Annotated in this window: 16 protein-coding genes and 1 tRNA gene; 8 read left to right on the plus strand and 9 right to left on the minus strand. The window is 58.8% G+C overall.

Going from position 1 to position 19555, the window contains the following annotated elements:
• Nucleotides 1–127: 127 nt before the first annotated feature.
• Together RDL77_RS01510 and RDL77_RS01515 are read right to left on the minus strand one after the other, a co-directional pair.
• The gene (locus RDL77_RS01510; protein WP_308526345.1) at nucleotides 128–769 is read right to left on the minus strand and encodes a 50S ribosomal protein L11 methyltransferase; all 642 of its coding nucleotides are present in this window, start codon (nucleotides 767–769) and stop codon (nucleotides 128–130) included.
• Nucleotides 770–828: 59 nt separating this feature from the next.
• A complete protein-coding gene (locus RDL77_RS01515) occupies nucleotides 829–1773 on the minus strand; it encodes an AEC family transporter (protein WP_288191557.1) in 945 nt (314 codons plus the stop codon).
• 102 nt (nucleotides 1774–1875) lie between these two features.
• Between RDL77_RS01515 and hspQ the strand changes: the two genes are divergently transcribed.
• Nucleotides 1876–2214: a heat shock protein HspQ gene (hspQ, locus tag RDL77_RS01520; protein WP_165401825.1), complete on the plus strand. Its 339-nt coding sequence runs from the start codon at nucleotides 1876–1878 to the stop codon at nucleotides 2212–2214.
• 58 nt (nucleotides 2215–2272) lie between these two features.
• On the opposite strand, the gene RDL77_RS01525 is transcribed toward hspQ, so the two are convergent.
• Nucleotides 2273–2893: an invasion associated locus B family protein gene (locus RDL77_RS01525; RefSeq protein ID WP_223613314.1), complete on the minus strand. Its 621-nt coding sequence runs from the start codon at nucleotides 2891–2893 to the stop codon at nucleotides 2273–2275.
• Nucleotides 2894–3579: 686 nt separating this feature from the next.
• Here RDL77_RS01525 and RDL77_RS01530 point away from each other — a divergent pair.
• On the plus strand, nucleotides 3580–5358 hold the full coding sequence (locus RDL77_RS01530; protein WP_288191661.1) for an extracellular solute-binding protein: 1779 nt from the start codon (nucleotides 3580–3582) through the stop codon (nucleotides 5356–5358).
• A gap of 10 nt (nucleotides 5359–5368) precedes the next feature.
• A complete protein-coding gene (locus tag RDL77_RS01535; protein ID WP_105733124.1) occupies nucleotides 5369–6034 on the plus strand; it encodes a DsbA family oxidoreductase in 666 nt (221 codons plus the stop codon).
• Nucleotides 6035–6060: 26 nt separating this feature from the next.
• Here the strand turns inward: RDL77_RS01535 and mfd are convergent, their stop codons facing one another.
• Nucleotides 6061–9558: a transcription-repair coupling factor gene (gene mfd, locus RDL77_RS01540; protein ID WP_288191558.1), complete on the minus strand. Its 3498-nt coding sequence runs from the start codon at nucleotides 9556–9558 to the stop codon at nucleotides 6061–6063.
• 6 nt (nucleotides 9559–9564) lie between these two features.
• Nucleotides 9565–9852 carry a succinate dehydrogenase assembly factor 2 gene (locus RDL77_RS01545; protein ID WP_288191560.1) on the minus strand — a complete coding sequence of 96 codons (288 nt, stop codon included), beginning with the start codon at nucleotides 9850–9852 and terminating at the stop codon, nucleotides 9565–9567.
• Nucleotides 9853–9982: 130 nt separating this feature from the next.
• Here RDL77_RS01545 and recG point away from each other — a divergent pair, with 130 nt between their 5' ends.
• Nucleotides 9983–12091, plus strand: a complete 2109-nt coding sequence (gene recG, locus RDL77_RS01550) for an ATP-dependent DNA helicase RecG (RefSeq protein ID WP_288191562.1) — start codon at nucleotides 9983–9985, stop codon at nucleotides 12089–12091.
• A 1-nt stretch (nucleotide 12092) separates the two neighbouring features.
• On the opposite strand, the gene glmS is transcribed toward recG, so the two are convergent.
• From glmS to RDL77_RS01565, 3 genes are all read right to left on the minus strand, one after another.
• Nucleotides 12093–13916, minus strand: a complete 1824-nt coding sequence (gene glmS / locus RDL77_RS01555) for a glutamine--fructose-6-phosphate transaminase (isomerizing) (protein ID WP_288191563.1) — start codon at nucleotides 13914–13916, stop codon at nucleotides 12093–12095.
• Nucleotides 13917–14022: 106 nt separating this feature from the next.
• Nucleotides 14023–15387 (minus strand): bifunctional UDP-N-acetylglucosamine diphosphorylase/glucosamine-1-phosphate N-acetyltransferase GlmU, encoded by a 1365-nt coding sequence (gene glmU, locus RDL77_RS01560; protein ID WP_288191565.1) that lies wholly within the window; start codon nucleotides 15385–15387, stop codon nucleotides 14023–14025.
• A 93-nt stretch (nucleotides 15388–15480) separates the two neighbouring features.
• Nucleotides 15481–16227 carry a cytochrome c biogenesis CcdA family protein gene (locus RDL77_RS01565; RefSeq protein WP_105732738.1) on the minus strand — a complete coding sequence of 249 codons (747 nt, stop codon included), beginning with the start codon at nucleotides 16225–16227 and terminating at the stop codon, nucleotides 15481–15483.
• Between the two features lie 291 nt (nucleotides 16228–16518).
• Between RDL77_RS01565 and RDL77_RS01570 the strand changes: the two genes are divergently transcribed.
• From RDL77_RS01570 to RDL77_RS01585, 4 genes are all read left to right on the plus strand, one after another.
• A tRNA-Lys gene (locus RDL77_RS01570) sits at nucleotides 16519–16594 on the plus strand.
• Between the two features lie 147 nt (nucleotides 16595–16741).
• Entirely contained in the window at nucleotides 16742–17212 is a 471-nt protein-coding gene (locus RDL77_RS01575; protein ID WP_223613308.1) for a hypothetical protein, read from the plus strand.
• A gap of 180 nt (nucleotides 17213–17392) precedes the next feature.
• Nucleotides 17393–17854, plus strand: coding sequence for a GNAT family N-acetyltransferase (locus RDL77_RS01580; RefSeq protein WP_223613307.1), 462 nt, complete (start codon nucleotides 17393–17395; stop codon nucleotides 17852–17854).
• Between the two features lie 238 nt (nucleotides 17855–18092).
• Nucleotides 18093–18584 (plus strand): histidine kinase, encoded by a 492-nt coding sequence (locus tag RDL77_RS01585; protein ID WP_223613306.1) that lies wholly within the window; start codon nucleotides 18093–18095, stop codon nucleotides 18582–18584.
• Nucleotides 18585–18619: 35 nt separating this feature from the next.
• Here the strand turns inward: RDL77_RS01585 and RDL77_RS01590 are convergent, their stop codons facing one another.
• Entirely contained in the window at nucleotides 18620–19471 is an 852-nt protein-coding gene (locus RDL77_RS01590) for a LysR family transcriptional regulator (RefSeq protein ID WP_288191566.1), read from the minus strand.
• Between the last annotated feature and the right edge of the window lie 84 nt (nucleotides 19472–19555).

Consider the following 19555-nt stretch of genomic DNA (forward strand, 5'->3'; position numbering starts at 1 on the left):
ACGTTCACGATTAGCGTGCAGCCCTCCACCTCCCTCATGGTGAGCTTGTCGAACCACGCACAATGGTCATGCCTTCATTGTCTGGAAAACACAGGCGCTGCGACAGACAAAACCTGCAGGCATCACCTCAGATCAGTGCAAAAACACCGGCATTCACTTTTGCGTCCGTCACTTGCCCGAAATCCGGCACCGCATATTCGGCAATGAGCCGGAGCCGGTCGTGCGGAAGATGTGCCCGGCCGGGATCGCCGATAAGGACCTTGGCGCCCGCCAGAAGACAGCGATCGAGGAAAAGCAGAACACGCTGCGCGAGATCGGGCGCGTAAAACAGATCGCCAACAGCAACCAGATCGACATCCATTGCCGGGCCAGCCGTCAGATCCGCATGCATCGTTGTCAAGCTGACACCATTGAGATCGGCATTGAGCTGTTGCGCGGCAATGGCATTCCCGTCTGTTTCGGCGGCGGTCACGTGGATCGCACCTGCCTTTGCCGCCGCTATGCCAACTATTCCTGAACCCGACCCAAGATCCAGCACGCGCTGCCCTTGCACGACCTCCGGGTGATCGAGAAAATAACGGGCGAGCACTGCACCGCCAGCCCAATGATAGGCCCAGTATGGCGGTTCGGGATCGGGATTGGCATGGGAGGCGATAAGGCGGCGCAATCCACTCGCCGGCGTGGCGCTGTGAAGCACAATTTCCGGAACTGCCGGGACAGCCATGACAGGCATATGCGCCTGAATGAATTCCGCACGATCTATGGTCAAAAGCGCTCCGGCAACACGGTCACGGCCCGGCCGTTCGCCGGGTGACCTGCAGTTCCTTATCAGGGAATGAGGCCGTGCGTCATCACGTAAAGCCACAGGGTCAGGGTCACGACCGAAAACAGCGTGGTTGCCAGGATACTGCTCGAAGCCCGTTCGACCCAGACACCATATTGCTGGGCAATGACGAAGACATTGGTTGCCGTCGGCAGCGCCGCCAGCAGCATGGCGGTGTACACCCAAACCGGCGGGAAATCGCCGGCAAAGTGAAGGATGGCGTAGATAAGCAATGGCTGGAAAACCAGCTTGATCGAGACAATCAGATAGAGTTCCGGCGGCACCCGCTTCAGGGGGCGCAAGGCAAGGGTGACGCCCATGGCAAAGAGCGCACAGGGTGCGGCGGCCTTGGCCAGCAGATCAATGAGCTTGTCGATGGACGCAGGCGGTTCGAACCCGGTGACAGCAGCCGCGACACCCAGAATGGTTGCGATGATGAAGGGGTGCAGGAATATCTTCTTGAGCACACTGACCGCCAGTTCATGCGGGCGGCGCTTGTCTTTGCCGGACAACGCCATCATGAGGGGCGCCATGACAAAATGCAGTGTGTTGTCAAAACAGAAGATCAGGGCAACCGGTACGGCAGCGGGCGCGCCGAAAGCCATGATGGCCAATCCCGGCCCCATATAGCCGATATTGCCATAGGCGGCGGCGAGCCCCTGAATGGTGCTTTCGTCTATTTTGCGCGTTCTGAAAAAAGCAAAGCCGAACATCACCAGAAAAACACAAAGTGTTGATGCGGTGCAGCCAATAATAAAGGCCCATTGAGTCAGCTCAGCGACAGGTGTCTTTGAAAGGATCTGGAAAAACAGTGCCGGCAACGCCACATAGACAATGAAAACGTTCATCCATCCCAAGGCTTCCAGCGGCTGACGACTGATGCGGGCAACCAGGAATCCCAGAAAGATCAGGCCGAAAAATGGGAGAACGAGATTGAAAACGCTGAGCATGACGAGCTTTGACTGTTGGGAAGCGACCGGAAATGGCAGGACGCCATCGATGCTCGCACGATTTGATGGAGACAGGTATGTCTCTGATATCTATAATGAATGATGATGATGAAACAAATACGCCACGCAAAATTTCAGATCGGGCAGGTTGTAAGCCACCGGATATTCGCTTTTCGCGGCGTAATTTTCGATGTCGATCCTGAATTCAACAATACCGAGGAATGGTATCAATCCATTCCCGAAGATATCCGGCCAAGCCGCGACCAGCCCTTTTACCATCTCTTTGCCGAGAACGCCGACAGCGAGTATGTGGCCTATGTCTCCGAGCAGAACCTTGTCGCCGATACATCCGGCGTTCCCCTGCGGCATCCGCAGATCAAGGACATGTTCGACAAGCCGCTAAACGGTGTCTACCGGGTCAAAAGTCCGCATATCAACTGAGTAACGGCACAATAAAAAAGGGACGCCAAAGCGTCCCTTTTTCGTGTCGATGGTTCGATCAGTTTCCGGCCTTGGCCTTCGCCTGCTCGGCCTTCATCTTGTCTTCGAATTCCTTCTGGCGCTTCTGGACTTCTTCCTGAAGCGTCTTCTGGCGATCTTCGATTTCCGACTGCTGCAGGCCGGGGCCGTCAAATGCCTGGCTGAAACCGGTCAGCGCAACGGTGATCGGATTTGGCTTGTTCTGGAAGTTGACCGAAGTCAGCGTCAGCTGGTTGCCCTTCTTGAAGGCAGCGACGAGTTCATCCGACATGGCGACTTCCGAAATGCAGCGATCCGGGAAGCAGATGGCGAAATCGATCTTCTGGGTCTTGCCGCCATTGATCTGCAGTCCAACGCCTGGACCGATCAGACGGCCGGTCGGCACGGAAACCTGGAAAATCTTGCGATTGACCTTGCCCTTGATTTCGATGAGGTTGACGGCAGTCAGAAGCTGGCCGCTATCGGCGGTCACGATGTTCTGCGTGTTGCAGATGTCGTTTTCTTCCTGCTTGGAGCAAACCTTGAACCAACCCTGCGGCGTTCTCTGCTGCTGGGCTGATGCTGGTACTGCCGCGGCGGCGAGTAATGCAATTGCACCCGCGATGGATGCGGTTGCAGCGAATGTCTTCGGGTTGGACATGGTCAACTGGTTCCTTTCAGCGCACTTATCCGAAGTGTAACTTGATCACTTAGAATTGCTTTCTCTGGATTGGTTACCAAATGAGGCAACAGAGTGACCCTTCGTCTCGAACGCCGTGTTACACTGCATGTTAATGCAAATCCAGACTACTTTTAGGGTCAAGCCCCATTAACATGATCGAAATGGCGCCTGAAACGGCAAGAAGATGCCGCGCATGTTCCGGTCCGGCCTTAGGCCGGGCCGAAAGACGCATGCGCAAGTCGATATTTGGAGCATGGTCTTGCCCGAAAAGTCGAACAACTTTTCGGGACCATGCTCTGAGAGACGCGAAGGGCGGGGTCTTTCCCCCGGCCGAGCGGCTCGACACAGCAGCTTGCAGCCGTTTCGGCGTCCGAAGGATATGGTCCATTTGTCCGGCTTCATCGTCGCAAAGGCTTGACAATGAACCACATTGCCTTCGCCTTCGCTCCTTGTAACCGAACAAATGGCCTCATACCATTTCGACCAGATTAATGGGTCTTGACCCTAGCTCTGTTGTCATTTCAGGAAGATGATTACACCCCTTTGGCCGCAGAATCGTCATGAGATGGTAATCTCGTGGGCGAATCAAAGGAAAATCCCGCCAAAGGGACCATAAGGTTGAGACGATGCTGAAGAAAAGTTTCCAGATTCTGGCCCTGCTGACCATGACTTGTTCGATGACAAGCGCGGTTCTTGCCGAGCCAAAACATGGAATCGCCATGCGCGGCGAGCCTGCCCTGCCCGCTGATTACCCCTATTTCCCCTATGTGAATCCCGATGCGCCCAAGGGTGGCTCGATAACCTATGGCGTGGTCGGCACATTCGACAGTCTCAATCCCTTTCTGATCAAAAGCATGCGCACCTATGCGCGCGGCATGTTCGGCGATGCCGAATTTGGAAATCTGGTCTACGAAACGCTGATGCAGCGCAGCGCCGACGAGCCGTTCACCATGTATGGCTTGCTGGCGGAAAAGGTGGAGACCAACGAGGAACGCACATTCGTTGAATTCACGCTGAATCCGAAGGCAAAATGGTCCGATGGCCAGCCCGTCACGCCGGACGACGTGATCTTCACCTTCAATCTCCTGACGGAGAAAGGGCGCCCGCCCTTCAACACGCGGACGAAACTGATCTCGAAGATCGAACAGGTCGGCGAGCACGGCGTCCGCATCACGTTCAATGATCAGGCCAACCGGGAATTCCCCCTCATTCTCGCGCTGATGCCGGTTTTGCCGAAGCATGCCATCGATGCTGAAAATTTCGACCGGTCGCCGCTTGCCATCCCGGTTGGCAGCGGGCCCTATGTGGTCTCACAGGTGCAGCCGGGGCAGCGTATCGTCTTCAAGCGCGATCCCAACTACTGGGCGGCGGATTTGCCCAGCCGGCGCGGCTTCAACAATTACGACGTGATCACTGTCGAATATTTCCGCAATCTGCAGGCGCAGTTCGAGGCGTTCAAGAAGGGGGTTTTTGACGCGTTCATGGAAGGTGACCCGAACAAATGGGCCTCCTCCTACGGCTTTCCCGCCTTCAATGACGGACGTGTCGTCAAAAAGACGTTTGAGACCCACGCACCCGCCAATGTCTATGGATTTGTCTTCAACACCCGCCGCGACGAGTTCAAGGACAGATATGTCCGCGAGGCACTCGCCCTGATGTTCGATTTCGAGTGGACCAACCGCAACCTCTATGCCGGACGCTATCAGCGCCTGGCCAGCTATTGGCAGGGCTCGGAATTGTCGGCGCTCGGAAAGCCCGCCGATGCAGCCGAACGCGCCATTCTTGCCCCGTACCCCGACGCAGTTCTTCCCGAAGTCATGGATGGCACCTACACGCCGGCCACGACGGACGGCTCGGGCCGCGACCGCAAGGAAATGAAGCGCGCCTACGATCTGCTGGTCAGCCGCGGTTACGCGATCAAGGACGAGCAGATGCTCGATCCGAACGGCAATGCGCTGAGTTTCGAAATTTTGACCCGCTCCGTGGCCGAGGAGCGTCTGGGTATCGCCTACAAGCGCACGCTGGAGCGCCTGGGTATCGCGGTCACGATCCGCACGGTCGATGACGCGCAGTATCAGAAACGCCTGCAAACCTTTGATTATGATGTGATTCTTGGCGCCTATTCCGGGTCGCTCTCACCGGGATATGAACAATATGCCCGCTGGGGCAGCCAATCGAAGGACATCGAGGGCAGCTTCAACTATGCCGGCGTTGCCGACCCTGTTGTCGACGCGTTGATTGACAAGATGCTTGCCGTCCACGGCCAGTCGGAGTTTGTCAGCATCGTGCGCGCCCTCGACAGAGTGTTGATCTCCGGCCATTATATGGTGCCAATTTACTACCAGCCCGAGCAATGGATTGCCTATTGGGCGCATCTGCAACACCCGGACAAGACATCTCTCAACGGCTACCAGCTTCAGACGTGGTGGTCTGACAAACGATAGGTTGAACATCATGACCGAAAAGAAATTCACCATCGACGTTGTGTCGGATGTTGTCTGCCCCTGGTGCTTTGTCGGCCGCAAGCGGCTGGAGAGCGCCCTCGCCCTCAATCCCGATCTGGACGTGACGGTCAACTGGCGTCCGTTTCAGCTGGACCCGACGCTGCCGAAACAGGGCAAGGACCGCAACCGCTACATGACGGAGAAATTCGGCAGCTCGGACCGGATTTTTGAAGTGCATCAGCAATTGATCGAGCTCGGCAAGGAAGAAGGCATCGAGTTCGACTTCGAGGCCATCGAGATTGCCCCCAATACACTGGACGCGCATCGCCTGATCCGCTGGGCCTCGCAGGCCGGTCCCGATATCCAGGACAAGATCGTCGGCATTCTCTTTTCCTATTATTTTGAACAGGGAAAGAACATCGGCGACCATCAGGTGCTGATCGAAGCGGCTGAAGAAGGTGGCATGGACAGCGCTATCGTCGCGAGCCTGCTGCCGACCGACGCGGACAGCGTCGGCGTGCGCCAGGAAATCGACACCGCCAACCAGATCGGCGTGCGCGGTGTGCCCTGCTTCATCCTGGATCAGAAATACGCGGTCATGGGCGCACAGTCCGCCGATGCGCTGGCCGATGCCATCCGCCAGACAGCCGACGGTTTCGAACCCCGCCCGACCTGATATGAAGCGCCGGTGGAGGCTGGCCGCTATGCGGCGGCCAGTTTCGCCAGCTGGGTCATCACGACGGCCGCGCCATTCAGGCGCTTTTCCGCGGTTGGCCAATCGCGCACGAACACGATGCTCTGGTCCGGGCGGATTTTCGCCATCGAGCCCTGCTCGCCGATCATCTTCACCAATGCCGCCGGATTGCTGAACGTCTTGTTGCGGAACTGGATGACGATGCCCTTCGGCCCGGCATCGAGCTTGTCGACATTGGCACGGCGGCACAGCGCCTTGATGTAGACGATCTTGAGCAGATGCTGCACTTCATCAGGCAAAGGTCCGAACCGGTCGATCAGCTCGGCGCCAAAGCCGTCGATATCCTGCAGTTCCTCCAGATCGGCGAGACGGCGATACAGCCCCAGCCGCAATTGCAGGTCCGGCACATAGGTTTCCGGAATCATCACCGCCGTACCGACCGCAATCTGCGGCGACCAGTGACCATCCTCGACCTCGCCCGTCCCCTTGATCTCCGCGACCGCCTCTTCCAGCATCTGCTGATAGAGCTCGAAGCCGACTTCCTTGATATGGCCGGACTGTTCTTCGCCGAGCAGATTGCCCGCACCGCGAATATCCATGTCGTGGCTCGCCAGCTGGAAACCGGCACCAAGCGTATCGAGCGATTGCAACACTTTCAGCCGCCGGTCGGCCATCTGCGTCAGCATCTTGTTGGCCGGGAGCGTGAACAAGGCAAAAGCGCGCTGCTTCGACCGGCCGACACGACCGCGCAACTGGTAGAGCTGGGCAAGGCCGAACATGTCGGCGCGGTGGATGATCAGCGTGTTGGCCGTCGGAATATCAAGACCGGATTCAACGATGGTCGTCGACAACAGCACATCATACTGCCCGTCATAGAAGGCATTCATGATGTCATCGAGCTCACCGGGCGGCATCTGTCCGTGCGCAACGGCCACTTTCAGCTCCGGTACCTGCGAATCCAGAAAATCCTTGATCTCGCTGAGGTCCGAAATGCGCGGGCAGACATAAAAGCTCTGACCGCCGCGATAACGCTCGCGCAGCAATGTTTCGCGGATAACCAGCGGATCGAATGGCGAGACGAACGTGCGCACGGCCATGCGGTCGACCGGTGGCGTGGTGATGAGCGACAATTCGCGAACGCCAGTCAGCGCCAGCTGCAATGTGCGCGGGATCGGCGTTGCCGACAGGGTCAGCACGTGGACGTCCGATTTGAGATCCTTCAACCGTTCCTTGTGCTTGACGCCGAAATGCTGCTCTTCATCGATAATCAGAAGACCGAGATTCTTGAACTTGATGCCCTGCCCGAGCAAGGCATGGGTGCCGACGACAATATCGACCTGTCCTTCGGCAATACCCTTCTTGTTCTCGGCCAGTTCCTTGGCGCCCACCAGCCGGGATGCCTGCGCCACATTGACCGGCAATCCCTGAAAGCGTGTTGAAAAGGTCTTGTAGTGCTGGCGCGACAACAGCGTGGTTGGCACGACCACGGCCACCTGAACCCCGTTGAGCGCCGCGACGAAGGCGGCACGCAGGGCCACTTCCGTCTTGCCGAATCCCACATCGCCGCAGATCAGCCGGTCCATCGGCTTGCCAAGCGAGAGATCGTCAATGACTGCCTCAATGGCCCGGTCCTGATCTTCCGTCTCCTCATAGGGGAAACGCGCGGCAAACTCGCCGTAGAGACCATCGGGCGGCGTAAGCACGGGGGCGCCACGCATCTGCCGTTCGGCGGCAATGCGGATGAGGTGACCGGCAATCTCCAGCAGGCGTTTCTTCAGCTTGGCCTTGCGCGCCTGCCAGGCCCCGCCGCCCAGCTTGTCGAGCACCGCTGTCGAGCTCTCCGAGCCAAACCGGGACAGGAGCTCGATGTTTTCAACGGGCAGGAACAGACGGTCATCGCCCGCATAGTGGATTTCCAGGCAATCATGCGGCGCACCGGCCGCCGTGATCGTCCGCAAGCCGACAAACCGCCCGATGCCATGGTCGACGTGCACGACAATATCGCCCGCATTGAGCGCTGCCACTTCACTGATGAAATCCTGATCGCGCTTGCGGCGCTTGGAACGGCGAATGAGCCGGTCGCCCAGAATATCCTGTTCGGCGACAACAACGAGATCGCCCGCGTCGAAACCGGTTTCCAGCGACAGGATGCCCGCCGTAATCTTGTCGCGCGCCAGCGCCTTGACCGTGCGCAGGTCTTCGACCAGCTCGATTTTTTCCAGCCCGTGCTCGTTCAGAACCTGGATGAGCCGGTCACGCGAACCTTCGCTCCATGCGGCCAGCAGTACCTTTTTACCGGCCGCCCGCTCATCGGCAATATGCTTGACCACGCTGTCAAACACATTGGCGTCCTTGGCCGTGCGTTCCTCGACAAAGGTGCGCCCGCGATGGGCACCGGCATGGATGACGGAGCGGCCGGTCGCGAACGGCGCATCGAACGGCGAGAAGTCAACGCGCATGCCCGAGGCCACCGCCGCGGCTTCCACTTCCGCCGGTGTCAGGTAGAGCGAGCCCGGCTCGACGGGCTTGTAGGGCACTGCCTCACCCGGTTCCGTGCCATCCGACTGCTTCTTGCGCGCCTCGTAGTGATCGACCACCATCTTGTGGCGTTCAGCCATCGCCTCATGCGCCAGATGATCGAAGATGACAGGCATGCGGCCCGCATGGTCGAAGACGGTTTCCATGCGCTCGTAGAACAGCGGCAGCCAGTGCTCCATGCCGGCAAAGCGGCGGCCTTCCGATATCGCCTGATACAGCGCGTCATCGCGCGACGGCGCCCCGAATTTCTGCACATAGTGCGAGCGGAACCGGCTGATTGTCTCCGGCGAGAGCGTGATTTCGCTCATCGGCTGCATGGAGAATTCGGTTTTCTGGCTGGATGTGCGCTGCGATGCGGCATCGAATGTGCGGATGGATTCCAGCGTGTCCCCGAAGAAATCCAGCCGCAGCGGCTCTTCGGCGCCAGGTACGAACAGATCGAGAATACCGCCGCGCACGGCATACTCGCCCACATCCCGCACAGTTGAAACGCGCTCAAACCCATTGTTTTCAAGACGTTGAACAAGCGCGTTCATGTCAATTCTGTTGCCGGGCTTCGCGAGAAAGAGCTGTTCGGCCAGGACTTTGCGCGGCGGCAGCTTTTGCAGCACCGCATTGGCGGTCGCCAGGATGACGCCGGGGTGTTTCTGGTCGCGCAGCGCCGCGAGGCCGGCCAGCGCCGCCAGGCGCCGCGCCGCCGTGTCCGATCCGGGCGACACGCGGTCATAGGGCAGGCAGTCCCAGGCGGGCAGCTGCAGCACCGGCAGATCGGGCTGAACGAAGCCCAGCACCTGTTCGATGTCGGCGACGCGCTGACCATCGCTGGCGATGAACAGCACGGGACCGCCCGCTCCCGCCTCGGCGACCACCTTGGCAAGCGCAAATGCTTCATATCCGTCGACCACACCATCGATGACGACGTGTCCGTTGATATCCGGTTTCAGTCCGAGTTTGGAAAAGGCATTCATGTCGAATCAGAATTTCATAGCGTTGCGGGAAGCCAGAATCCTGTGAAAGATCGGCGTATTGAATTCTTCGGGCACGTCAGCTTCCCCGGTGACCCATTTCAGCAGGTCGCGGTCGAGCGCTTCCATCAGTGCTTCATACTGATCGAGTTCCGCCTCCGTCAGGCTTTCGATGTGCGCATCGGCAAACTGCCCGAGAATCAGATCCATCTCGCGCATGCCGCGATGCCAGGAACGGAAGAGGATTTTGCGCTGTCTTGGCGGCAGATCAACTGTTGAACGACTGCTTCCGGTCATGGACAGTCTCCCTTGAAATATCGTGAAAAGGCTTCGATGGGCGGGAAGCCAAAGGATTGCGGCTGGGTATAGCGCGCATTGACGCCGCTGTCAGCCTTGCAACACGCTTTGAAGACGTTAAACCTAGGGAATGCGTCCTTCACTGCTCGATCCCCTTTTTGCTTCCGTTCGCTCGCTGCCCGGCATCGGGCCGAAGGTGACGGGCCTGCTTGCCACGCTGCTGGGAACGCAGCCACCCGGAACCGAACCCCGCGTCGGCAATCTGGTCTACCTGCCGCCCAACAGTGTCATCGACCGGCGCAATCGTCCCGGTATCGCCCATGCACCGGAAGGCGCCATCGTCACGCTGGAACTGCGTGTCGACCGCCATCAGCCGGCACCAAGCGGGCGAAGCAACGTGCCGCACCGGGTTTTTGCCCATGATGACACGGGAGAAATAGGGCTTGTCTTCTTTCACGCCAAAAAGGCATGGCTCGAAAACGCTCTGCCCGTGGGTGAAACCGTCATCGTCTCCGGCCGCATGGAATGGTTCAACGGCCGTCCGACCATGGTTCACCCCGACCATATCGCCAGCATTGCCGATGCAGCGTCGCTGCCGCTGGTCGAACCGGTTTATCCTCTGACGGCCGGCCTGTCGCCCAAGGTCCTGGCACGCGGCATACACGAAGCGCTGGCACGCACACCGGAAATGCCCGAGTGGATCGAAGCGCCCGTGCTGGCAAAACATGAATTTCCCGCGCATCGGCAGGCGCTTGAAACGATTCATCGCCCGCAGGACCCTTCCGATATCGCACTGGATCATCCCGCGCGCCAGCGGCTTGCCTATGACGAGTTTCTCGCCGGTCAGCTGGCTCTCGCGCTTGTGCGCCTGAAAACCCGCCGGCTGTCCGGCCGCAAGCTGGAGGGCGACGGCAGCCTGAAAGCCAGGGTCATCGCGGCTTTGCCCTATGATCTGACCGGCAGCCAGCAGCAGGCGATCAAGGAAATCATCGCTGACCTGCGCCAGCCGGAACGGATGCTCAGACTGCTGCAGGGTGACGTGGGGTCTGGCAAAACCATCGTCGGCCTGCTGGCCATGGCGCATGCCGCCGAATCCGGCGGACAATCCGCGCTGATGGTGCCCACGGAAGTTCTGGCCCGGCAGCACTATGCCACCATTGCGCCACTTGCGGCCAAGGCGGGCCTGCGGACAGCCCTGCTGACTGGCCGGGAAAAAGGCCGCGAGCGCGAAGACATTCTTGACGGCCTGCGTTCTGGCGCTATCCACATCGTCATCGGGACGCATGCGCTCTTTCAGGAAAAGGTGAACTACCACGACCTTGTCTTTGTAATCATTGATGAACAACATCGGTTCGGCGTGCACCAACGGCTGCTGCTTCAGTCCAAGGGTTCTGCACCGGATATGCTGGTCATGACAGCGACGCCCATTCCGCGCACGCTGGTTCTGACCGCTTTCGGCGATATGGATGTGTCGAAACTGACGGAGAAACCCGCCGGGCGCCGGCCGATCACCACCGCCATCCTGCCGATGGAGCGCTTGAGCGAACTGGTGGACCGCATGCGCCGCGCCATCGCCGACGGCCAGAAAATCTACTGGATCTGCCCGCTGGTCGAGGAATCGGAGCTGGTCGACCTGGTTTCAGCCGAAGAGCGTTTCCAGTCGCTGCAGCCCTTGCTGGGCAATCAGATCGGCCTTGTCCATGGCCGCATGACCGGGCCGGAAAAAGACGCCGCCATGCTGGCCTTCAAGAATGGCGAGACACGCCTGCTGATTGCAACCACGGTCATCGAAGTCGGTGTGGATGTGCCCGATGCAACGATCATCGTGATCGAACATGCCGAGCGGTTCGGTCTTGCCCAGCTGCATCAGCTGCGCGGGCGTGTCGGGCGCGGCGACAAGCCATCGACCTGCCTGCTGCTCTATAAGGGCCCGCTCGGCGAAGTGGCCCGGGCGCGCCTGGAAATCATGCGCGAGACGGAAGACGGCTTCCGCATTGCCGAGGAAGACCTGAAGCTGCGCGGTGAAGGCGAATTGCTGGGCACCCGCCAATCCGGCACGCCGGGCTTTCGCCTCGCCAGCATCGAGGCGCATCAGGAGCTTCTCGAAATCGCCAGAAAGGATGCGCGCTATATTCTCGGGCGCGATCCGGAGCTGCAGAGCGCGCGAGGCGAAGCCTTGCGCGTCCTGCTCTATCTCTTCGAGCGCGATGAAGCCGTCCGGCTGCTTCGCGCCGGATGAATCATTCGACCGTGACCGATTTTGCCAGATTGCGCGGCTGATCCACGTCCGTTCCCATGAACACCGCCGTGTAGTAGGCCAGCATCTGGATCGGCAGCGCGTAAATGATCGGCGTGATGATTTCGGGCATATCCGGCAGAATGACCGTGTGCATGGTTTTCAGCGTGCTTGCCGCCGCGCCGCGCTCATCGGTGATCAGAATGATCTTGCCGCCGCGCGCCGCCACTTCCTGCATGTTCGATACGGTCTTTTCAAACCAGTGATCATAGGGGGCAATGACGATGACCGGCATGGATTCATCGATCAGCGCGATCGGACCATGTTTCAACTCGCCCGCCGCATACCCCTCCGCATGAATGTAGGAAATTTCCTTCAGCTTCAGCGCGCCTTCCAGCGCCAGCGGGAAACTCGTGCCACGGCCGAGATAAAGCGCATGCTTCACCTGCGAGAGATCGCGGCTGATCGCCTCCATCTGCTGCTCGAGTTTCAGGGCCTGTGTTGCATAGCGCGGAATTTCTGACAGTTCATGCACCAGACGGCGCTCGTCTTCTTCCGAAATAGTCCCGCGCATCCTGCCGGCAATAACCGCAAGTGACGCGAGCACTGACAACTGGCAGGTGAACGCCTTGGTGGAGGCAACGCCGACTTCCGGACCGGCCAAGGTCGGGAAGATGGTGTCCGACTCGCGCGCCATGGTCGATTCCCGCACATTGACCACAGAACTGATGGTCAATCCCTGCTGCTTGCAGTAGCGCAGCGATGCCAGCGTATCGGCGGTTTCGCCGGATTGGGAGACAAACAGCGCAAGACTGTCCTTGGACAAGGGCATTTCACGATAGCGGAATTCCGAAGCCACATCGATATCGACGGGAAGCCGCGCGATCTGCTCGAACCAGTATTTGCCGATCAGTCCGGCATAATAGGCCGTTCCGCAGGCGGAGGCTGCAATCCGGTCGACCCTGGCAAAATCGACGGGCGCCGCATCGCTGCGGACAATGCCCTTGGAAAAATCGAGATAATTGGCCAGTGTATGGGAGATGACTTCGGGCTGTTCATGGATTTCCTTTTCCATGAAATGCCGGTGATTGCCTTTGCTGACGAGGAACGCCGTACCGGCTGATTTTTCGATGCGGCGCTGCACGGTTGCACCGGCCTCGTCATAGATCACCACGCCCTTGCGCGTCAGCACGGCCCAATCGCCATCTTCCAGATAGGACAGGCGGTCGGTGAACGGGGCAAGCGCAATGGCGTCCGAGCCCAGATACATCTCGCCATCGCCGTAACCGACCGCAAGCGGCGGACCGTTGCGCGCCGCGATCAGCAGGTCGTCTTCGCCCTTGAACATGATGGCAATGGCAAAGGCACCGCGCAGTTGCGGCAAGGTCTGGCGAACGGCTTCAACGGGCGCAAGACCGCGATCCAGCGCACGTGTCACCAGGTGCGCCACGGTTTCCGTATCGGTTTCGGTCTCGAAGACGTAGCCGTCTTTTTCCAGCATGCTGCGCAGTTCGGCAAAATTCTCGATGATGCCGTTGTGAATGACCGCAAGACGCGGCGTGGTATGCGGGTGCGCATTGCGCACTGTCGGGGCGCCATGCGTGGCCCAGCGGGTGTGGCCGATGCCGATGGTGCCGGAAAGTGGCTGATCCTTCAGCAGCGTATCGAGATTGACGAGCTTGCCTTCGGCGCGCCGCCGATCGAGGACACCCTCGTCCAGCGTTGCAACACCGGCGGAATCATAACCGCGATATTCCAAGCGTTTCAACGCGTCCACCAGCAAAGGCGCAACCTGTTCGCGTCCGATAATTCCGACAATACCGCACATAAAAAGCTCCGATGGCTCAGGGTCTCGATTTCAACCTGCCTAAAGGGAATCCGTACAGGCAGGAAGTCAAATTCCGTTTCAATGTCTGGCATGAACTGCCAATGCGTTATTCCGCGGCCTTCTTGGCCTTTTTCTGCGCGGCATAACCTGCGCGCAGTTGAACCGCCCGGCCTTCCTTGTTGACCTGATGCGCCCGGCCAAACGCCAGCGCATCCGCCGGGACATTCTGGGTAATCACGCTGCCCGAAGCGACATAGGCATTGTCGCCCACCGACACCGGCGCGACCAGCGACGTGTTGGAGCCGATAAAAGCACCGACCCCGATCTCCGTCAAAGCCTTGTTGTAGCCGTCGTAATTGCAGGTGATCGTTCCGGCACCAATATTGGCATCGGCACCGATTGTGGCATCGCCGAGATAGGTCAAATGGCTGACCTTGGCACCAACGCCGATCCTGGTGTTCTTGACCTCGACGAAATTTCCGACCTTGGCATTGGCAGCAAGATCGGCGCCCGGGCGCAGCCGGGCGAACGGGCCGACATTGGCGCCCGGCCCCACCTTCGCCCGTTCCAGATGGGAAAAGGCGTGAATGACGGCGCCGGTCGCAACCGACACCCCCAGACCGAATACAATATGCGGTTCCAGCACCGCATCCGCTTCAATCAACGTGTCATGCGCAAAAAACACGGTCTCCGGCGCCTGCATGCTGACGCCAGCGAGCATCATTGCCCGCCGTTTGCGGTTCTGCCAGATGGCTTCGGCTTCCGCCAGTTCGACGCGGGTGTTGATGCCGATGACATTGTCGACGGCAATATCGATGGCAACGACGGATTTTCCCAGTGCATTGCCGATTTCAACCACATCCGTCAGATAATATTCGCCCTTGGCGTTGGCATTGGTGACCTTGTCCAGGAGCTGCAGGGCACTGTCACCGCGCAAGGCCATCAGGCCGCCATTGCAGAAACCGATTTTTTTCTCGTCTTCGCTGGCATCCTTGTCTTCGCGGATGGCGATCAGCTTGCCGCCCTTTTCGACCAGACGGCCATACCCCGCCGGGTTGTCCGGCCGGAAGCCCATGACGACCACATCGGCGCCCCCCGCCAATTTGGCGCGTGCCCGATCCAAGGCCGCAGTTTCAATGAGCGGCGTATCGCCGAACACCACAAGGATATCGTCATAGCCGCGTGCGATTGCATCGCGGGCAGCGAGAACCGCGTGGGCGGTGCCGAGCCGTTCAGTCTGTTCGTGCACCGTGACATGGGAAACCACCGATTGCACCGCGTCACGCACCGCATCGGCACCACGGCCGACAACCAGGGCGATATCGCTGCCCCCGGCGCTGTGAACCGCCTTTGCCACATGCGCTACGATGGGCAGCCCGGCAATCGGATGAAGCACTTTCGGCAGCGCTGATTTCATGCGCGTGCCCTCACCGGCGGCAAGAATGACCGAGAGGCAGGTACGTGATGTCATTGTCAGAATTCCGGATCCGTTTTGGCTCGACACAGTTTTACGCCCGATCGTGGCATAATCCCGGTTGCCAATGCATGAACAAGTTCCGCTTCTTTAGCCGAGTTGGCCGAGGATGGGAAATGTTTCAAGCAGCCAGAAAGAGAATGTCTGCAATCCGCCGGTCAGGAACAACACGCCGGTGATGACCAGCAGCCCGCCCATCACCTTTTCCACCTTGCCGAGATGCATGCGGAAGCGCGTGAGGAACCGCATGAAGTAACCGGAAAACAGGGCGGCGATGATAAAGGGAATGCCGAGACCCAGCGAATAGATGGCAAGCAGCAGTGCCCCGTCGGAAACCGTATCGCGGCCGCCCGCAAGGGCAAGGATCGGCCCGAGAACCGGCCCGATGCAGGGCGTCCAGCCGAAGGCGAAGGCCAGTCCCATGACATAGGCAGCCAGCGGGTTTGCCGGCTTGCCCTTGGTCTGGAACCGCGCTTCACGCGACAGGAAGGCAAGGCGGAACACACCGAGGAAATTCAGCCCCATCAGGATGATGACGACACCGGCGGCAATCGCGATCTCCTGCTGCCACATGCGCAGCAGCCCGCCGATCGTCGAGGCGCCCGCCCCCAGCAGCACGAAAACAGTCGAAAACCCGAGAACGAAGCAGAAGGATGAAAGCAACAGCGCCTGCCGCACTGGTGAAACGCGGGCAGCGGGCTGATCGGAACGGAAATCCTCCACGGTCACGCCGGCCATGTAGCAGAGATAAGGCGGCACCAGCGGCAACACACAGGGAGACAAGAACGACAGCGCACCGGCACCGGCAGCGGTCAGATAGGATACATCAAGCGCCATATGCGCTCCTCGTTTGGCATTTCAATTCTGATGGAAGCTGCCATAGGCCGAATCCCCCACAAATTCCAATCACCTTTTCGCCAGTTCGGCACACGGATGCGCTGTGATTGTCGCCAGCGGCAGCGCCAATCCCGCGTAAAATGCCTCCAATGCCCGGAAAAACCGTGGACAGGGCAAAAACAGGGCTTAATCTTGCAAAAACTGTGCACAATAGCTGTTGACCAATGCCGATGTCATCCCTATGTTCCGCCGCAATTCCCAAGGGGTAGCGCAAGCGCCTTTCCTGCCTGGGAGCGCGTAGCTCAGCCGGTAGAGCAACTGACTTTTAATCAGTAGGTCCGGGGTTCGAACCCCCGCGCGCTCACCATCAGCTCAACCATTCACGTCTGCCAATCGCCAATCGGCCGCACAAGCGCCCGACAGGGACAGGCGTGGGCCTATACCCGTCGATCAGACCGCAGTAAGATTGGGCCGGAACCGTCAATAAGCGGCGCCGTGGGGACCAAAACAAAAAATGAACGGAAACATCAAGGACAAGAACAGAGCCCTGATCCGGCTCGTCTACGAAAAAACACGCAGCGACGGGCCGCAATCAATGGCCCCCTTGCTTGACAGTGATTTCGTGGCCCGCATCGGCGACAGCGTGCCATGGGGCGGCGTTTACACCGGCCCGGAACACTATCTGAGCACGTGCGTGCGCCAGTATTCGCTCTATCTCGAACCGACATCCGTCGTCTATGAAACCCTGAATTGCCAGGATGACGAAGTACACGCACTCGTTCATCTCAAGATGCATGAAGGCGATGCGACGGTGCCCTTTCTCCACACCTGGACGATTCGCGGTGAAAAGCTCATCCATCTCAATTCTGTCTGCCTGCAGCCGGCTCTCCTGTCCGGCTCCCTCCTGTCGATCCGCAGAAGGCGGCCAAAACGTCTGAAACTCTACGAACGCCTGATGACGATCAAGCGGCGTCAGAATATATGAGGGCGAGAGCCGGCTGTTCTGGCACAAGATCAATAAAACCATCGCCGGCACGCGCGCCTGCCCCGCGCGCCGGCAACACCAAAAATATCTGAAATACCCATTGTCCCCGGGCCGTTTCGTGTTTTAGCTTCTTTCCGGCCGCCCGCCCCCACGCTTTCCCCGAGAATGCAGGATGAACACATGACCAACGATCTTCTCGTTCGCCCCGTCACCCGTCAGGATTATGACCAGTGGCTGCCACTTTGGGATGGTTACAATGCGTTTTACGGACGGTCGGGCCCGACAGCGCTGGCGGCGGACATCACCCGCACAACCTGGGAACGATTCTTCGATGCCTATGAGCCGGTCAATGCCCTTGTTGCGGAGAGCGGCGGACAGCTCCTGGGGCTGACGCACTACATCTTCCACCGCAGCACCATTTCGATTGCACCAAACTGCTATCTGCAAGACCTGTTCACCAACGAGGCGGCACGGGGAAAAGGCGTCGGCAGAGCCCTGATCAACGGCGTTTACGAACGGGCGCAGCTTGCAGGGTCCCCTCGCGTTTATTGGCTCACCCACGAGACCAATCACACCGCCATGGAACTCTACAACAAAGTGGCGGATCATTCCGGCTTTGTAGTTTATCGAAAGATGTTTTGAACGCGTCACTCCTTCTGAAGGTCAATACTCAATCTCAGGGGTGATATTTAACACGAGCAGAAATAAAAAATTTTGTTGTTGGTGAAAATTACCAGGAATTACTATTGTTATTGTTCATAAATGTGCAATAGTTGTCAGATATACTTCTGATATACCCAGAAAACCTGAAAGAAAAAACGCGAATTGGGAATAGTCCGCAATTCGTGATGCTCTGCGTTACAACCCAAGGGGAATTCATATGAAGAAAATTTTGCTGGCGACGATGATCGCACTGGCGCCTGCTGCAGCGCCCGCCGCGACCCTCACCTTTCCGAGCGAGGCGCCGGTTGCGTCGATCACCATCCCGAATAGCTGGGGACCCAAGGAAACCGAAGGTGGGATCGACGCCACATCCGATGATTCGGCCATCTATCTCTCCGTCGATGTGGCCGATGCCAAAACATCCGACAAGGTGATCAGTGACGCCATCGATTTTCTGACGGAAAACGGCGTGAAGATCGATGACTCCACCAAGAAGACCTCAACGGACCAGATCAACGGAATGGACATGACCAATCTGGACTGGAGCGGCACGGACAAGGAAGGCGCCGTGAACATCGGATTGTCATTTGCCGCGCCCACACCGGACAAGCTCCTTGTCATCACCTATTGGGGTTCCAAGGGCACACAGGAAAAACACGCCCCCGAACTCCTGGCAATCATCGGTTCGCTCAAGCCGGCCGCGAAATAACATATCCCAAGACGGGAGTGTCCTGACTGCGGGAGTCAGGACACGAGCTTTTCCCGCAGAAACAATCCGAGTTCCCGCACGATCTTGGATGGGTCCTTGCCGACAAACAGTCCGAAATCGGCACTTGGCGCCTCCGGCAGGTTGCGGCCGCCGTCAATGGTTTCGCAGTCGGACGGCAGGCTTTCCGGCAGCATGAGACTATAGCCAAGTCCGGCACGCAAGGCGCCGATGAGAGCACCGTAGCTCGAGACCCGGCACGCCACGGACCATGCGACCCCGGCGCTGGCGAACGCCACTGTTGTCTTGTCCTGCCAGGTGCAGGAACCTTCGAAGACGATGAGGGGGATGGGATCGCCCTCACCGACATCGATCAAACGGCTGCCGCTCCAGACCAGTTGCCGCGACCAGTGAAAAAACGGCGCAAACGAAAAGCGCGATGGATCGGCAACAACAATATCCAGCTTGCCCGACTGGAGACTTTGGCTGAGCTCTCCGCTGTGCGCCGTGACGAGATCAAGTTCCACCTGCGGAAATCTCTTGCGAAATTCCGCCAGCAGAATGGGCAACCGTGTAACGACAAGGTCTTCAATCAGCCCGAGCCTCACCCGCCCGACCAGCTGGCGTCCCTCGATCTGTTGACGCGCATCTTCGCCAAGCGCAATGAGCTTGCGGGCGTAAGCGACGAGAATTTCGCCAGAATCGGTCAGCGACACACCGCGTGACGAACGCTTGAGAAGCTGCGTGCCGAGATCCGCCTCCAGCCGCTTGAGCTGCATGCTGACCGCCGCCTGCGTGCGCGCCAGTTTCTCCGCCGCACCGCTGACGGTACCCGTTTCGGCAACCACGAGCAGCGCTCGCAACAGGTGCGGATCAAGATTCATGTCCATCAAGAAACCTTATATCGATATAAGCAATATCAAGATACATTATCTCTACCAAGCATGGCAAGGAATGCTCCCCAGCATAAGGAG

The sequence above is a fragment of the uncultured Phyllobacterium sp. genome (assembly GCF_902479695.1).
Taxonomy (GTDB): Bacteria; Pseudomonadota; Alphaproteobacteria; order Rhizobiales; family Rhizobiaceae; genus Phyllobacterium; species Phyllobacterium calauticae.

Coding starts and splice junctions, on each gene's coding strand:
- RDL77_RS01515 (WP_288191557.1), bottom strand. CDS start 1,773: ATGCTCAGCGTTTTCAATCTCGTTCTCCCATTTTTCGGCCTGATCTTT.
- hspQ (WP_165401825.1), top strand. CDS start 1,876: ATGATGATGAAACAAATACGCCACGCAAAATTTCAGATCGGGCAGGTT.
- RDL77_RS01525 (WP_223613314.1), bottom strand. CDS start 2,893: ATGTCCAACCCGAAGACATTCGCTGCAACCGCATCCATCGCGGGTGCA.
- RDL77_RS01530 (WP_288191661.1), top strand. CDS start 3,580: ATGACTTGTTCGATGACAAGCGCGGTTCTTGCCGAGCCAAAACATGGA.
- RDL77_RS01535 (WP_105733124.1), top strand. CDS start 5,369: ATGACCGAAAAGAAATTCACCATCGACGTTGTGTCGGATGTTGTCTGC.
- mfd (WP_288191558.1), bottom strand. CDS start 9,558: ATGAATGCCTTTTCCAAACTCGGACTGAAACCGGATATCAACGGACAC.
- RDL77_RS01545 (WP_288191560.1), bottom strand. CDS start 9,852: ATGACCGGAAGCAGTCGTTCAACAGTTGATCTGCCGCCAAGACAGCGC.
- recG (WP_288191562.1), top strand. CDS start 9,983: ATGCGTCCTTCACTGCTCGATCCCCTTTTTGCTTCCGTTCGCTCGCTG.
- glmS (WP_288191563.1), bottom strand. CDS start 13,916: ATGTGCGGTATTGTCGGAATTATCGGACGCGAACAGGTTGCGCCTTTG.
- glmU (WP_288191565.1), bottom strand. CDS start 15,387: ATGACATCACGTACCTGCCTCTCGGTCATTCTTGCCGCCGGTGAGGGC.
- RDL77_RS01565 (WP_105732738.1), bottom strand. CDS start 16,227: ATGGCGCTTGATGTATCCTATCTGACCGCTGCCGGTGCCGGTGCGCTG.
- RDL77_RS01575 (WP_223613308.1), top strand. CDS start 16,742: ATGAACGGAAACATCAAGGACAAGAACAGAGCCCTGATCCGGCTCGTC.
- RDL77_RS01580 (WP_223613307.1), top strand. CDS start 17,393: ATGACCAACGATCTTCTCGTTCGCCCCGTCACCCGTCAGGATTATGAC.
- RDL77_RS01585 (WP_223613306.1), top strand. CDS start 18,093: ATGAAGAAAATTTTGCTGGCGACGATGATCGCACTGGCGCCTGCTGCA.
- RDL77_RS01590 (WP_288191566.1), bottom strand. CDS start 19,471: ATGGACATGAATCTTGATCCGCACCTGTTGCGAGCGCTGCTCGTGGTT.